Origin of the sequence: Sphingomonas guangdongensis, assembly GCF_900199185.1 — a bacterium.
Taxonomy (GTDB): Bacteria; Pseudomonadota; Alphaproteobacteria; order Sphingomonadales; family Sphingomonadaceae; genus Sphingomonas; species Sphingomonas guangdongensis.
The window spans coordinates 95,318-109,467 of the sequence record NZ_OBMI01000003.1; the positions used below are offsets into that span (position 1 = coordinate 95,318).

Genomic DNA, 14,150 nt, shown 5'->3' on the forward strand with positions numbered 1-14,150 from the left:
GAGACAAAGCATCATGACCCTGACCGGCGAGCTCTTCATCGGCGCCGAGCGCCTTGCGCGTGGCGAGCAATTCCAGGCGGCGGACCCCGCGACCGGCGCGCTGATCGAGGACGTTTCGTTCAGCGTCGCGACGGTTGAGGATGTCGCGGCCGCCTGCGCGGCGGCCGAGGCGGCGTTCCCGATCTACAGCCAGCTTCCGCTCGAGCAGCGCGCAACCTTCCTGGAGGCGGTTGCCGACGAGATCGAGGCGCTGGGCGATGCGCTGACCGAGCGGGCGAGCCGCGAGTCGGGGCTGCCGGCGGCGCGGCTGAACGGCGAGCGGGGTCGCACCGCCGGCCAGTTCCGGCTGTTCGCACGCGAGGTGCGCGACGGCGGCTGGCAGCAGCTGCGCATCGATCGCGCCGATCCGGCTCGCACGCCTCCCAAGCCCGACCTGCGCCTGCGCACGGTGCCGCTCGGCCCCGTGGCCGTGTTCGGTGCGTCCAACTTCCCGCTCGCCTTCTCGGCGGCCGGGGGCGACACCGCGTCGGCGCTGGCGGCGGGCTGCACCGTGGTCGTGAAGGGGCATCCGGCGCACCCGGGAACGTCGGAGCTGGTCGCGAGCGCGGTGCTGCGCGCCGTCGAGCGGACGGGGATGCCGGCCGGGGTCTTCTCGCTGCTGAACGGCACCTCCAACGAGCTGGGTGGCGCGCTGGTGCGCGATCCGCGCATCACGGCGGTCGGCTTCACGGGCTCGCGTGGGGGTGGCACGGCGCTGATGAAGATCGCGGCCGAGCGGCCGGTGCCGATCCCGGTCTATGCCGAGATGTCGAGCATTAATCCGGTCATCCTGATGCCCGCCGCGCTTTCCGCGCGGGGCAGTGCGATCGCCAAGGGCTATGTCGGCTCGCTGACGCTGGGAGCGGGGCAGTTCTGCACCAATCCGGGGCTGGTGCTCGGAATCGATGGCCCCGACCTCGACGCGTTCCTGAGCGAGGCGGGCGCCGCGCTCTCCGGGCTGCCGGCGCAGGTGATGCTGACCGCGGGCATCCACCGTGCTTATGAGGAGGGGCGCGCGCGCCTCGCCGGCTCGGCAGAGGTCACGACCGTCGGCGAGGGACAGCCGGCGGACGGCCCGACCCACGGCCGCGCCGCGATCTTCTCCATTACCGGCGCGGACTTCCTGGCCGATCCGGCCCACGCGCATGAGGTGTTCGGCTCGACCTCGCTGGTGGTGCGCTGCGCTGACGCGGACGAGCTCGCGCAGGTGCTGGCCAAGCTGGAGGGGCAACTGACCGCGACGCTCCAGATCGACGAGGGCGATTATGCCGACGCCGCCAGGCTCGTGCCCGTGCTGGAGCGGGTCGCGGGGCGCGTGATCGCGAACGACTGGCCGACCGGGGTCGAGGTCACCCACGCGATGGTCCATGGCGGGCCCTATCCGGCGACATCCGACGGGCGCAGCACCTCCGTCGGCAGCCTCGCGATCGACCGTTTCCTGCGACCGGTATCGTACCAAAGTCTGCCCGAAGCGCTGCTTCCCGCAGTGCTGCGCGACGGCGGCGCGGGTGCCGCGCCGGTCCGGGTCGACGGCAAGCGCGGCTGACGCTTGCCGCCGCCGGAACTCTCCTGCAATCTGATAGCGATAACAGAGAGGGAGAGGACCATGCGGTATCTGGTGTGCGGGCTTGCCCTGGCCGCGCTGGCAACTGCCGGCGCGGCCCAGCAAGCGCGGATCAAGGAAACGATCATCAGCGATCCGGCGTCGGCCGGCTGGAACTTCGACGGCAATCCCAAGGTCAAGCAGGTCAAGGCCGACGGGCTGCCCGGCGGGCAGGCACTGCTGGTCACGATTGCGGCGAAGGGCGCAAACCCGTGGGACGTGCAGGCGCGCATGAAGGTGAAGGACGGGGTCGCGGCGGGCGATACCGTCACCTTCGGCTTCTACGCGCGCGCCGACAAGCCCGATCCCGGCAAGGAAACGGCGGGCGTCACCGTGCGGGTCCAGCGCGCGGCGGCGCCCTATGACGCCACCGTGGAGGGCGCGCTGGAGATCGGCCGCGAGTGGGCCTTCCACTGCCTGACTGGGGTCGCGCGCACCGCGCTGACCGCCGCGGAGACCGAAGTGTCGGTGCAGCTCGCGGGCGACCGGCATGCGGTCGCCTTCGGTCCTTGGATGGCGACCAAGCTCCCGGCCGGCGCAGGTGCCAATGCCAAGACCGGGTTGCCGTGCGGCAAGGCGCCGGGCACGACCTGATGAACGGGTTGCGCCCGCTGCCCGAGCGCGGGCGCGCCGATGCCGACGCGTTCGCGGCGATCGTCGCCGCCGACCAGCCGGTGGTCCTGCGCGGACAGAAGGCCGACTGGCCGGCCGTGGCGGCGGCGGGGCAGGGCGGGGAAGCAGTCGCCCGCTACATCGCGCAGTTCGACCGCGGTGCGCCGGTCCAGGTCATGGTCGGGCCGGCCGCGATCAATGGCCGGTTCTTCTACCGCGACGACTGGGCCGGCTTCAACTTCACCCGCGAGCAGGTGCCGATCCGGGCGCTGCTCGGCGAGTTGCTGCGGCTGGCGGACACACCCGAGGCGCCGGCGCTCTACGCGGGGTCGGCGCCGACCGGCGAGCACCTGCCCGGCTGGGCGGAGGCGAACCCGCTCGACCTGCCGCTGCCCGACGCGGTCGCGCGCGTGTGGATCGGCAACGCGACCCGGGTCGCGACCCATTACGACGGGTCGGCGAACCTCGCCTGCGTCGTCGCGGGTAAGCGGCGCTTTCTGCTGTTCCCGCCCGACCAGCTCCCCAACCTCTACATCGGCCCGCTCGACCGGACCATGGCGGGGCAGCCGGCCAGCCTGGTCGATCCCGACGCGCCCGACCTCAAGCGCTATCCCCGCTATGCCGAGGCGCTGCGGCACGCGATGGTCGCGGAGCTCGGCCCCGGCGACGCGATCTACATGCCGGCGCTCTGGTGGCACAACATCCAGGCGCAAGGGCCCCTCAACGTGCTGGTCAACTACTGGTCGGAGCGGCCGGGCGGCACTTCTCCCTTCGTTGCGATGGTTCATGCGCTGATGGCGGTCCGCGACCTGCCGGCCCGCGAGCGCGCGGTGTGGCGGGCGTGGTTCGACCATTATGTCTTCAACGACGAGGCGGCGCGCGCCGCAGATTATCTGCCGCCTGCCGTGCGCGGCGTGCTGGGTGCCGCCGCGCCGTCGCGGACCGAGCGCATCCGGCAGTTCCTGCTGCGCGCGCTCGCCGGTCCGGGTGGCTGAGCGGGATCCTCACGCCTCCTCGATGCGGCGCTCCTCGTCCGGCAGAAGAGTCAGCGTGCGCCAGTCGAGTTCCTCCTGCAGCAGGTAGAAGCTGTCCGTCCCGATACGGTCGTCGGCGCGCAGCCGGTCGAGTGCGGCGCGCTGCGCGTCGATCGCCGCGAGCCCGGCGCGGCGCTGTTCCTCCAGCCAGGCGGCGCTCGCCGGATCGTCGACCGCGAGCTTCGCCTCGTAGCTGGCGCGCAGCCGATCGCCCGCCGGCATCGTTTCCAGCGCCGCGAGTGCCGCACGCGCGAGGTGCTGCCGCGCCGTCGCCAGTTCGGCGCGCGGATCCTCCATCCGGTCGAGCCCGAGGCGGCGGATCAGCGGCGCGAGCGTCAGTCCCTGAACGACGAGCGTCGCGATCACGACGGCAAAGGCGGTGAGCGTCACCAGGTCGCGCTGCGGGAACTCCGGCGGCAGCGCAAAGGCGATTGCGAGCGACACCAGCCCGCGCATCCCACACCAGCCGACCAGCACGCCCTGTGCCGGTGTCGGCGGCTCGAGTGCGCCGCGCACCTGCGACCAGCGCCGCGCCGCCCAGTTCCACGCCAAAACCACGCCGAAGCGGGTCAGGACCACCGCGACGACGACGATCCCGGCAAAGCCGAGCGCGGGGCCGATCTCCGCCGCCGATAGTCGCTCCAAGATCGCGCGCGCCTGCATGCCCATGATCAGGAAGGCGACGACGTTGAGCAGGAAAACCACCGCCGCCCAGACGGCAAAGGACTGGACCCGCGCCCGCGGGGCGGACGTGATCTGCCGATCGGCCGCCAGCGACACGGCGAAGGCGACAACCGCGAGCACGGCCGAGAGATGGAGGTGCTCGGCCGCCAGCCAGACGACGAACGCCGCCACGAACTGAAGGATGTTGCCGCCGAGCGTGCCGGCCACCAGCGGATTGATCCGCCGCATGAGCCAGGCGAGCGCGAGGCCGAGCAGGATCCCGCCCGGTACCGCCGCCGCCAGCCGCAGCGCGACCGACCCGGCCGAGCCGTCGGCGGTCTGTACCATCAACGCGCCTGAGAAGAGCAGCAGTGCGGTGGCGTCGTTCAGCAGGCTCTCGCCCTTCAGCACCGACACGGTCCGGTTCGGAAGGGGGACGGTGCCGGTGATGGCGGTCGCCGCCGCCGCATCGGGCGGCGCGACGATGGCGCCGAGCGCGATCGCCGCTGCGATCGGCAGCCCGACCAGCGCCCAGCCGAGCACTGCCACGACCGCGGTGGTCGCCAGCACGGCGACGACGGCGAGCACCGCGAGCGGCCGCCACAGCCGTCCGGCGGTCGCCAGCGGGAAGTCGAAGGCGGCGTCGAGCAGGACGGGGGCGATGAAAAGCGCGAGGGCCGTCGCCGGATCGAGCCCGATCGCGGGCGCGCCCGGCACCAGCGCCACGGTTGCACCGGCGAGCGCGAGCAGCGACGGGTAGGGCAGGCCCAGCCGCCGCGCGACCTGCAGCAGCGCGATCGCGACCAGCAGCAGGACGAGCAGGCTCTCGAAGAAGGTCATGTGCGCTGGTGCTCCCGTAGCGACGTTCTGCGGGAGCGGAGCAGCGGCGGCAATCCCCGGCGTCAGCCGGTCGCGGCACCACGCGCCGCCAACTCCTGCACCACCGCGCCGTGAGCCGGCAGCTGCGCGGCGACCCGCGCGTAGCCGCCGCGCAGCTCGCGCATCGCGGCGATCACCCGCGCGTCATCGAGCGCGTCGACCAGCGGGTCGTAGCCGGTCGGCATCACGCCCTGACCGATCAGCACGGCCACCCAGCTCGCGACCGAGAACAGGTCGTCGTCGTAGCGGAGCACGCGGCCCTTCTCGCGAAAAAGGGCCAGGCGGGTGGCGAGCGTATCCGGCAGCGTCATGGTGCGCAGCGCGTCCCAGAACGGCTCGCCCACGCGGCCGTTGGCGGAATAGTGCAGGATTACGAAGTCGCGCACCGCGTCGATCTGCGCCGCCATCAGCCGGTTGTACTCCTGCGTCAGGATCGGGGCGAAGCCGCGGTCGGGGAACAGGGCGAACAGCTTCTGGATGCCGGACTGGATCAGGTGAATGGAGGTCGATTCGAGTGGCTCCAGAAACGCGCCGGCGAGCCCCAGCGCGACCACGTTGCCCTCCCACAGCCGATCGCGTCGACCGGTGCGGAACGAGAGGGTGCGCGGTTCCCCCTCCGCCGCGCCGTCCAGGGCGGCGAGCAGCCGCGCCGTCGCGGCGTCGTCGGACAGCAGCCCCGACGCATAGACGAGGCCGTTGCCGGTGCGGTGCTGGAGCGGGATGCGCCAGCGCCACCCGGCATCGTGCGCGATCGCGCGGGTGAGCGGGAGCAGCGGCTCCGTGCGCGCCGACGGTACGGCCACCGCGCGGTCGCACGGCAGCCAGTGCGTCCAGTCGCGGAACGGCACCTTCATCGCGTCGCCCAGCAGCAGGCTGCGAAAGCCGGAGCAATCGATGAACAGGTCACCGGTGACGATCCGCCCGCCGTCGAGGTGAAGCTGCGCGACGTGGCCGCTCGCGCCGTCATGCGCGACCCGGGTGATCCTGCCTTCGACCCGGACGACGCCGTGGTCCTCCGCCCGGCGCCTGAGATAGGCGGCGAAGCGGCTCGCGTCGAAGTGGTAGGCGTAGGCGAGTTGCGACAGCGGTGAGCGCCCGTCCGCGGACGGCGGGGCGAACCGGCTCGCGCGCGCGGCGACCGCGCTCAGCCAGTAATCCTCCAGCGGCCCGATGCCGTCGGCGGCGCGGTGCTTGAGCCACGCCATGTGGAAGTCGATCCCGTCGAAATCGCGGCCCTGCTGTCCGAACGGGTGGATGTACCGCTCGCCGGGAGCGCCCCAGCCGTGGAACTCGATGCCGAGCTTCATGGTCGCGCCGGTCGCCGCGACGAACTCGGCCTCGGGGATGCCAAGCAGGCCGAGGAATTCGCGGATGGGCGGGATCGTCGCCTCGCCGACCCCGACGGTGCCGATCGCCTCCGATTCGACCAGGGTGATGCGCCGCTGGCCGTCGGCGAGGAAGCGTGCGGCGGCGGCCGCCATCATCCAGCCGGCGGTTCCCCCGCCGACGATCACGACGTCGCGGATCGGTTCGCTCACGCCGCCGGCTCGGTCGCGTCCAGCCACGCGGCCACCCAGGCGAGCGGCGCGTTCCAGTTGATCGCGACCTCGTTCAGCGCGAAGGCGCGCGCATTGTCCGACCAGCACGCCATCGGCGCGCAGTCCGCGGCCATGCCCTCCACCCCGTCGGTGCGTGAACCGCCATTGTTCGGCCCGCCCGAGACGACACCCGGGGGCGGCGGCGGGTAGGCCGGGTCGATCCCCGCCGCCCAGAAGCGGTGGTGCGGCGCGCGCATCGGATCGGTGCCGTAGCCGGAGACATAGGATCGTCCGACCGGATTGCGCCCGAGCAGATAATCCATGACGTCGACGACCGCGGCGCGGTAGCGCGGCTCGCGCGTCCAGTCGTAAGCGAGGGCGATCAGCATCGCGCGATTGAGCAGGTTGCTGTTCGACCCCCAGGCGAAGCGCGTGCCGGCATACGGGATGGCGAAGCCGGTCCGGTCGCGCTCGCGGGTCCAACCGTCGGCGGCAGCGATGATCCGCTGCCGCGCCTCGGCGCGCAACGGCGTGTCGGTGAGCGCGAGCGACACGAGCCCCAGTGCCGATACCGACGGCCAGCCGGGTTCGCGCGCGCTCTGTTGCAGGAACGAGGAGCCTTGCAGCACGGCGAGGTAGCGGGCGTCACGCGTGGTCGCGTAGAGTTCGGCCGCCGCCCAGAAACGCTCATCGGTGAGGTCGCTGTCGCCGTAGTTGCCGCTGCCGGTGAAGTCGGAGACGAAGTAGATCGCTCCGTTCCGCTCGGCGGCGGCCCAGGCGCGATCGGCCGCCTCGGCGCAGCGGCGCGCGAAGCCGGCGTCAATCGTGCGCCAGATGCGCGCGCACTGCGCCGCGACCGCTGCCAGGTTCAGCGTCGCGGCGGTGGACGGCGGGTGCAGCACGCGCTCCTCCCGATCCCGGTCCGGCCGCATCGGCAGGGCGGTCCAGTTGCGGTCGGCGACCTTGTGGTGCGCCATGCCGCCGATCTCCACCTCGCTGAAGCGCAGCGGTTTCGAGGCGTCCGGCTGATCGACGGGCAGGCGCATCCGGCGGCCCTCGGGCACCTGCATCTTCAGCAGGAACTCGACCTCGTTGCGCGCCTCGTCGAGCAGGTCGGAGGTGCCGTTGTTCGCCTCCGGCACGCGCAGGCTGTTGTCGCCGAAGCGGGTGGGCAGGCGTTCGTAGAGGTTGAGGAGCGTCCAGGTCGCGATGCCACCGTTCACGACGTACTTGCCGTGATCGCCCGCGTCGTACCAGCCGCCGGTCACGTCCATGGCATAGCCGCAGTTGGGCCAGTCGTTGCTGCGCGTATCCTTTCCCGACACGCAGGTCGCGTACTCGCGCGTGTGTGCCGCGGGTCGGGCCCAGCGCTCGCCGACCAAGCGTGCCTCGATCGCAGTGCCGGCACGATTATGGTAGAAATAGGCGAGCGCGTCGCGGGCAAGCGCAGCGTACGGGTGCGCCGCGATCGCGAAGCGTGGGCTGGTGCTGTCGCCCACTTTGACTACGAGGCCGTTGCCCGGCCGGCGGAGCGCGGAGAAGTCGGCGCGGTGCAGCGAGCGGCCCGATGCCGCATCGCGGCCGTACGGAACGGTGCGCCCACGCAGCAGCACGCGCCCGTCCGCTCCCGTCACCTGCCATGCGAGCGGGCGCGTTGCCGTCGTCTCCACGATCGCGCGCTTGGGTGCGCCCGGCGCGAAGCCGACGCCGTTCAATCGCACCGCGCCGACCTGCGCCGCCGCCGGCGCGGCGATGGCGAGCGCCGCCGCGGCGAGCAGGCGCATCAGCGGTCCTCCGCGAAGACGCCGAACACCGCGCCCACGAAGCCGCCGGCCTTGGCGGTCGAGAGCAGCGTGCCGTCCTGCGCCGGACCGAGCGTGCGCCACGCGCCGGCGGTGCGCCAGGCAAAGCGGTAGGTCGATCCGGCGGCCTCGCCGCGCAGTTCGATCGGCGCGGTGCCGGGGGCGGGTGCCTCCGCCACGATGCGGCCGGCCTTCGGTTCCTGCTCGCCGCCCCGCGCGATCAGGCGGACGACCCGGCCCTTTGGAGTCGTCGCAACGGCGATCGCGAACCAGTGATCGTCGTTCTGGAGCGCGGCCAGCCCGGCGCGGCCCTTCGCCGCATCGAAGCGGACGCGGGTCGTGACGGTCGCATTGGTGTGCTGCTGCCGCCGCGCGAGGAAGGACGGATTGCCGTTGTCGCCCAGGCCCACGGCTCGGGGCTTCAGCGTCAACGCGCCGCCAGCCAGCGTGTACCAGCTCTCCCGCGGGTTGCGCATCATCAGCCACTCGGGCCCAAGCTTCGCCGCGTCGAACTCCTCGCGGTAGCCGAACGCGCCGCTGGTCGGCGGCGCGGGGCGGGTGTCGCGCGGCAGGTTGGGGCGCGCGAGCGCGAGCGGGATCGGCGTCTTGGCCGGCAGGATGCGCGGCCACTCGCCCGACCAGTCGACGGGCAGCAGGAAGGTTTCACGCCCCGTGTTGTAGAAGTCGCCGGCATAGGGGCGGACGGCGAGGAAGCTCGCCCACCACTTGCCGTCGGGTGTCTGGACGAAGTCGGCATGGCCCGCGGAGGTCACCGGATAGGGGCGGTCGGCGGGCAGGTCGCGCTGGGTCAGGATCGGATTGGGGCCGGGGGTGAATGGCCCGTCCGGGCGGCGCGAGCGGAGCACGACCTGCGAATGGTTGATTGCGGTGCCGCCCTCCGCACAGATCAGATAGTACCAGCCGTCCTTTGCGATCAGGTGCGGTCCCTCGATCCAGATCGGCTTGCTCGCCGGATCGACCCCGCCGTCGACCAGCACCTTGCGCGGACCGAACGTCTTGTTGGTCTTGAGATCGAAGCGCTGGATCCAGATCGCGCGGTGCCCCTCGTAGCGGGGGGTGCCCTCCGGCGGGCCGTTGTTGACGATCCATGCGCTGCCGTCCGCGTCGACGAACAGCGACGGATCGATCGCGCCGCGCAGGTCGGGCAGCCAGATCGGGTCGCTCCACGGCCCCGCCGGGTTGCTTGCGGTGACCAGGAAGTTGTCGCCGCAGTCGACGCAGGTGTTGAGGATGTAGAAGGTGCCCGCGTGATGCTGGATGGCGGGGGCGAACACGCCGCGCGACAGGCCGAGGTTCTTGAAGTCGAGCTGGTCCGGGCGGTCGATCGCGTTGCCGATCTGGCGCCAGGTGACGAGGTCGCGGCTGTGCCAGACCGGAATGCCGGGAAAGTAGCTGAAGGTCGAGTGGACCAGGTAATAGTCGTCGCCGACGCGGGTGATCGACGGATCGGGGTAGAAGCCCTGCAGGATCGGGTTGCGGTACTCGCTTGGCCGGACCTGAACGGCGCGGTCGACCGGGTCGGCGCCGCGATAGTCGAACCAGTCGAAGCTGGCCGACGCGAGGAGAAGCGGGAGCATCATGCCGCGGCGCAGTGCTGACGGATGTAGGCGCGGTGATCGGGCATGTAGTCGACCGAGTTGCGCATGACGGCGGCGATCTCCGCCAGCCGATCGCGGGTGAGGTCGAGGCCCATCGCGTCCGCGACCGGATCATAGCCGCGCGGCCGCATCAATTGGCCCCACATCACCGCGAACCAGCTCGTGTCATTGAACAACTCCTCATTCTCGCGGAACACCCGCCCGTGGGCCCGGTAGACCCGCATCTTCTCCGCCAGCCGATCGGGGATCGGCATGGTCCGGCAGTAATCCCAGAAGGCGGAGTCGGTGCGCTCAGTCGCGTGGTAATGGAGGATCAGGAAATCCCTGATCTCCTCGTACTCGGTCAGGATGATGCGATTGTAGCGGTCGATCGTCGCCTGGTCGAAGCCGCGGTCCGGGAACATCGCCATGAAGCGCGACAGCCCCGACTGGATCATCCACAGGCTGGTCGACTCGAGCGGCTCCATGAAGCCCGACGACAGTCCCAGCGCGACGACGTTGCGGTCCCACACGCGGGTGCGGTGTCCGGTGCGGAACGGCACGTAGCGCGGGTCCGCGAGCGGCTCGCCGTCGAGGTTCGCGAGGAGGACCGCCGTTGCCTCGTCGTCGGAGACGTGTGCGCTCGAGTAGACGTGGCCGTTGCCGATGCGGTGCTGGAGCGGGATCCGCCACTGCCAGCCGGCCGCGCGCGCGGTTGAGCGGGTATAAGGCTCCATCCGCTCGGCACCTGCGCAGGGCACCGCGACCGCGCGGTCGCAGGGCAGCCAATGCTTCCAGTCGACGTAATCGTTGCCGAGCGCCTGGCCGATCAGCAGCGCGCGGAAGCCCGAGCAGTCGACGTAAAGGTCGGCCTCGATCCGCTCACCGCTCTCCAGCACGACCGCGCCGACGTGGCCGCGCTCGTCGAGCCGGACGTCGATGATCCTGCCCTCGCGCCGCTCGACCCCGCGCGCCTCGGCATAGCCGCGCAGGTAGCGGGCGTAGAGCCCGGCGTCGAAGTGGTAGGCGTAGGCGATGTCGGACAGCGGCGACTTGGTCCCGGCATCGACGGAGCGCATGAACTTCGCGTGGCTCGCAGCGCCGGCCTGAAGCGAGAAGGCATCGATGTCGGGCGCTTCGCCCAGCTGGTTGAGGCGGAGGAAATAGGCGTGGAACGACAATCCGCCCATGTTGACGCCGTAGCTGCCGAACGGGTGGAAATAGGTGTGGCCGAGCCGGCTCCAGTCGACGAACTGGATGCCGAGCTTGAAGCTGCCCCGGGTTTGGCGGATGAACTCATCCTCCTCGATCCCGAGCATGCGGTTGAAGGTCCGCATCTGCGGGATCGTCGCCTCGCCGACCCCGACGATGCCGATCTCTTCCGATTCGACCAGCGTGATCTTCGCGTAGGTGGGACCGAGCAGCCGCGCCATCGTCGCGGCGGTCATCCAGCCGGCGCTGCCGCCGCCGACGATGCAAATCGAGCGGACTCGCTCAGGGTTCAGGTCGGTGTCGGTCATGAGGCGGCGCGGTACCGGGCGAGCTGGTCGGCGTGGCTGGGCATCTGGCGAACGGCGGCGAGCAGGCGGTCACGCAGGCGCCCGGCGTGCGCGGTCACCGCGGCGTCTGACACGGCGGCACCGAGCGGATCGAGCCGACGCGGGCGGAGGCCCTGTCCGTCGAGTATCGCGATCCAGTCGGCGCGGGAAAGCAGTTCCTCATCGTACAGCGGCACCCGGCCACGGCTGCGATACAGGTCGAGCGTCCAGCGGAGCTGATCGGACCCGCGGTCGCGCGCGGCGTCCCAGAGCGGCTCGCCCACGCGGCCGTTGGTGGCCCAGAGCGCCACCGCCGCATCGCGCGCGCGGTCGAGCTCCGCGGCGGTCAACCGGTTGTACTCGGCCGCCTCCGCCGACTGATCGGCGGCATGGGGAAGCAGCGCGGCAATCCGCTCCGCCTGCCTGAGCGCGAGCAGCAGTGGGGCGCCGAGCACCGGCTCGATCACGCCGGCCGCCGCGCCGAGCGCGACGCAGTTGCCGCGCCACGCCGCCGTCCGGCGGCCGTTCACGTATGGCGTGCCCGCACCGGCGACGCTGAAGCGTGTCTCGACGCGTCTGCCGTCGAGCGGGATCGTCGCGGCCCAGCCGTCCCGGTCGGCGCTGTGGAAGGCATAGGGCGGGGGTGGCTGGGTCTCGGCCGTGGCGGTGACGGTCGCGCGCGCGCAGGGCAGGCATTCGGCCCAGCTCTCCCAACCCGGCGACAGGTGCCCGATCAGGCGCCCGTCCCCGCCGGTCGCGTCGACGTACAGGTCGGCGACGAGCATCGCGCCGTCGGCGAGGACCAGCGCCGCGATCCTGCCTTCGCTGTGCTCCACCCGCACCAGCGGCGCCACTGCCTGGACGGGAGCGAGCGCCGTCAGTGCATCGGCGAGCGCCTCGGCAGGGTAGTGGACGCCCATTGCCAGCGTCGACAGCGGCGAGCGTGGGTCGGGGGAGGGCGGGGCGAAGCGGCCGGCCTGCGCGGCTTGCGTCGCGAGCGCGAAGTCGGCGAAGCGGAGCGCGTGGCCTTGCGCCCGCATCCGCGCGATCACCTGCGCAAAGGAGATCGGGCCGAGCGCCGCGCCGACATCGCCGAACGGGAGGAACCAGCCGCCGCCATTCGCCGCCCATCCGGCAAAGGCGATCCCGAGCGCGAAGCTCGCACCGGGGACGGGGGGGAGGGCGGCCGCGATGTCGCTCGCCTGCCAGTCAGGCATGGCGGTGAGCGCCGGACCGAACGGTCCGAGCCCGGTACCACCTTCCTCGGTCGGCACTCGGATCACCGCCGCACCGGCACGGGCGAGCACGGCGCCGGCAAGCGCCGCCGCAACCCCGTCACCCACCACCGCGACCCTCACGCCGCAGCCTCCAGCGTGCGCGGCAGTACGCTCTCGTGCGTCGGCAAGCGCTCCACCGTCGATGCTATGTTGCGCAGCATCGCCGCAGCATCCGCAGCGCCGGCGCCTGCCCGCGGATCGATGCCGTCCGGCACGATGTTCTGCCCGAGGTACACCGCGAGCCAGCTCGGCTCCAGGAACATGCCCTGACGGTAGTTCACGACGACTCCGCGGGCGCGCCACAGCGCCATCTTGGTGGCGAGGCTGTCCGGCAGCGACATGGTGCGAACGTGGTTCCAGAACGGCGTGTCGTCACGCTGGGTGGCGGCATAGTGCAGGATGATGAAGTCGCGGACCCGCTCATATTCCAGATCCATCAGCCGGTTGAACTCGGCGGCGTCGAGCGGATCCCAGTCGGCGGTCGGGAACAGGTCCAGCAGCCGCTCGATCCCGAGCTGGATCAAGTGGATGGAGGTGGACTCGAGCGGTTCGAGGAAGCCCGCCGCCAGCCCGATCGCGACCGTGTTGCCGATCCACTGCCGCCGCCGCTTGCCCGCGGTGAAGCGCAGCTGGCGCGGTTCGGCAAGCGGCGCGGCGTCGAGCTGGCCGAGCAGACGGTCGAGTGCGGCCTGTTCGTCGGTGAAGCCGCTGGCGAAGACGTGGCCGTTGCCGGCGCGGTGCTGGAGCGGGATGCGCCACGCCCAGCCGGCGTGCAGCGCCGTCGCGCGGGTATAGGGTCCGATCGGGCCGACGTTGGCGCACGGCACCGCCCAGGCGCGGTCGCACGGTAGCCAGTGGGTCCACTCGTCATACCCGCTCGCCAGTGCGCCCTCGATCAGCAGCCCGCGGAAGCCCGAGCAGTCGACGAACAGGTCGGCGGACAGGCGGCGGCCGTCGTCCAGCGTGACGGCCGAGACGTGGCCGCGCTCGTCCTGCGTGACGTCGACCACGCGCCCTTCCAGTCGCGTGACGCCCTTTGCCTCCGCCTGCGCGCGCAGGAAGCGGGCGTAGAGCGACGCGTCGAACTGATAGGCATAGCCGTAGGTGGAGGCGAGACTCGCCGGATCGGCCGCCGGATGCGCGAAGCGGTTGGCGCGCGCCATGGCGACCGGCAGCGAGTAATGGTCGAACGGCTCGGCGCGGCCGCTGCGACGCAGCGCGATCCACTGGTGATGGAAGTCGACCCCGCCGATCGGTTGCCCGAAGGCGCCGAACGGGTGGATGTAGCTGTCGCCGATCCGACCCCAGTTGCGGAACTCGATGCCGAGCTTGAAGGTCGCGTTGGTGGCAGCCATGAACGCCGCCTCGTCGAAGCCGAGCGCCTGATTGAAGGCGCGTATGTGCGGCACCGTCGCTTCCCCGACGCCGACGGTGCCGATCGCCTCCGATTCGACCAGCGTGACGGCAATGCCGGTACCGCTCAGCTTGTGGCCGAGCGCCGCCGCGACCATCCAGCCGGCAGTGCCACCGCCGACGATCAGGACCGAGGCGATGTTCCCGGCCATGC

Annotated in this window: 10 protein-coding genes; 3 read left to right on the forward strand and 7 right to left on the reverse strand. The window is 71.6% G+C overall.

The features are described from left to right. Window positions 1-13: 13 nt before the first annotated feature. From CRO12_RS12405 to CRO12_RS12415, 3 genes are read left to right on the forward strand one after another with little or no spacing between them, the layout of a single operon-like run. Window positions 14-1,585 (forward strand): aldehyde dehydrogenase (NADP(+)), encoded by a 1,572-nt coding sequence (locus tag CRO12_RS12405; RefSeq protein WP_097064405.1) that lies wholly within the window; start codon window positions 14-16, stop codon window positions 1,583-1,585. A gap of 60 nt (window positions 1,586-1,645) precedes the next feature. Continuing rightward, window positions 1,646-2,236, forward strand: a complete 591-nt coding sequence (locus CRO12_RS12410; protein WP_097064406.1) for a carbohydrate binding domain-containing protein — start codon at window positions 1,646-1,648, stop codon at window positions 2,234-2,236. Beyond that, the gene (locus CRO12_RS12415) at window positions 2,209-3,249 is read left to right on the forward strand and encodes a cupin-like domain-containing protein (RefSeq protein ID WP_245858490.1); all 1,041 of its coding nucleotides are present in this window, start codon (window positions 2,209-2,211) and stop codon (window positions 3,247-3,249) included. Before CRO12_RS12410 ends, CRO12_RS12415 begins: the two co-directional genes overlap by 28 nt. 9 nt (window positions 3,250-3,258) lie before the next feature. Here the strand turns inward: CRO12_RS12415 and CRO12_RS12420 are convergent, their stop codons facing one another. The 7 genes from CRO12_RS12420 to CRO12_RS12450 all read right to left on the reverse strand — a co-directional run bounded on the left by CRO12_RS12420 (window position 3,259) and on the right by CRO12_RS12450 (window position 14,148). Then, a complete protein-coding gene (locus CRO12_RS12420) occupies window positions 3,259-4,791 on the reverse strand; it encodes a cation:proton antiporter (protein ID WP_097064407.1) in 1,533 nt (510 codons plus the stop codon). A 62-nt stretch (window positions 4,792-4,853) separates the two neighbouring features. Continuing rightward, on the reverse strand, window positions 4,854-6,368 hold the full coding sequence (locus tag CRO12_RS12425) for a tryptophan halogenase family protein (protein WP_097065048.1): 1,515 nt from the start codon (window positions 6,366-6,368) through the stop codon (window positions 4,854-4,856). After that, entirely contained in the window at window positions 6,365-8,152 is a 1,788-nt protein-coding gene (locus tag CRO12_RS12430) for a glycoside hydrolase family 9 protein (RefSeq protein WP_097064408.1), read from the reverse strand. Before CRO12_RS12430 ends, CRO12_RS12425 begins: the two co-directional genes overlap by 4 nt. Further along, window positions 8,152-9,771, reverse strand: a complete 1,620-nt coding sequence (locus tag CRO12_RS12435; protein ID WP_097064409.1) for a glycoside hydrolase family 43 protein — start codon at window positions 9,769-9,771, stop codon at window positions 8,152-8,154. The genes CRO12_RS12430 and CRO12_RS12435 overlap by 1 nt, the downstream gene beginning before the upstream one ends. Then, complete coding sequence (locus CRO12_RS12440; RefSeq protein WP_097064410.1) at window positions 9,768-11,288, reverse strand: tryptophan halogenase family protein; 1,521 nt, start codon at window positions 11,286-11,288, stop codon at window positions 9,768-9,770. Before CRO12_RS12440 ends, CRO12_RS12435 begins: the two co-directional genes overlap by 4 nt. Next, window positions 11,285-12,664, reverse strand: a complete 1,380-nt coding sequence (locus CRO12_RS12445) for a tryptophan 7-halogenase (RefSeq protein ID WP_179641020.1) — start codon at window positions 12,662-12,664, stop codon at window positions 11,285-11,287. Before CRO12_RS12445 ends, CRO12_RS12440 begins: the two co-directional genes overlap by 4 nt. After that, the gene (locus tag CRO12_RS12450; RefSeq protein ID WP_097064412.1) at window positions 12,661-14,148 is read right to left on the reverse strand and encodes a tryptophan halogenase family protein; all 1,488 of its coding nucleotides are present in this window, start codon (window positions 14,146-14,148) and stop codon (window positions 12,661-12,663) included. Before CRO12_RS12450 ends, CRO12_RS12445 begins: the two co-directional genes overlap by 4 nt. Between the last annotated feature and the right edge of the window lie 2 nt (window positions 14,149-14,150).

Bases quoted from the DNA above. Each gene is read 5' to 3' on its own strand.
- CRO12_RS12430 (WP_097064408.1), bottom strand. From the start codon at position 8,152: ATGCGCCTGCTCGCCGCGGCGGCGCTCGCCATCGCCGCGCCGGCGGCG.
- CRO12_RS12450 (WP_097064412.1), bottom strand. From the start codon at position 14,148: ATGGCCGGGAACATCGCCTCGGTCCTGATCGTCGGCGGTGGCACTGCC.
- CRO12_RS12440 (WP_097064410.1), bottom strand. From the start codon at position 11,288: ATGACCGACACCGACCTGAACCCTGAGCGAGTCCGCTCGATTTGCATC.
- CRO12_RS12405 (WP_097064405.1), top strand. From the start codon at position 14: ATGACCCTGACCGGCGAGCTCTTCATCGGCGCCGAGCGCCTTGCGCGT.
- CRO12_RS12420 (WP_097064407.1), bottom strand. From the start codon at position 4,791: ATGACCTTCTTCGAGAGCCTGCTCGTCCTGCTGCTGGTCGCGATCGCG.
- CRO12_RS12435 (WP_097064409.1), bottom strand. From the start codon at position 9,771: ATGATGCTCCCGCTTCTCCTCGCGTCGGCCAGCTTCGACTGGTTCGAC.
- CRO12_RS12410 (WP_097064406.1), top strand. From the start codon at position 1,646: ATGCGGTATCTGGTGTGCGGGCTTGCCCTGGCCGCGCTGGCAACTGCC.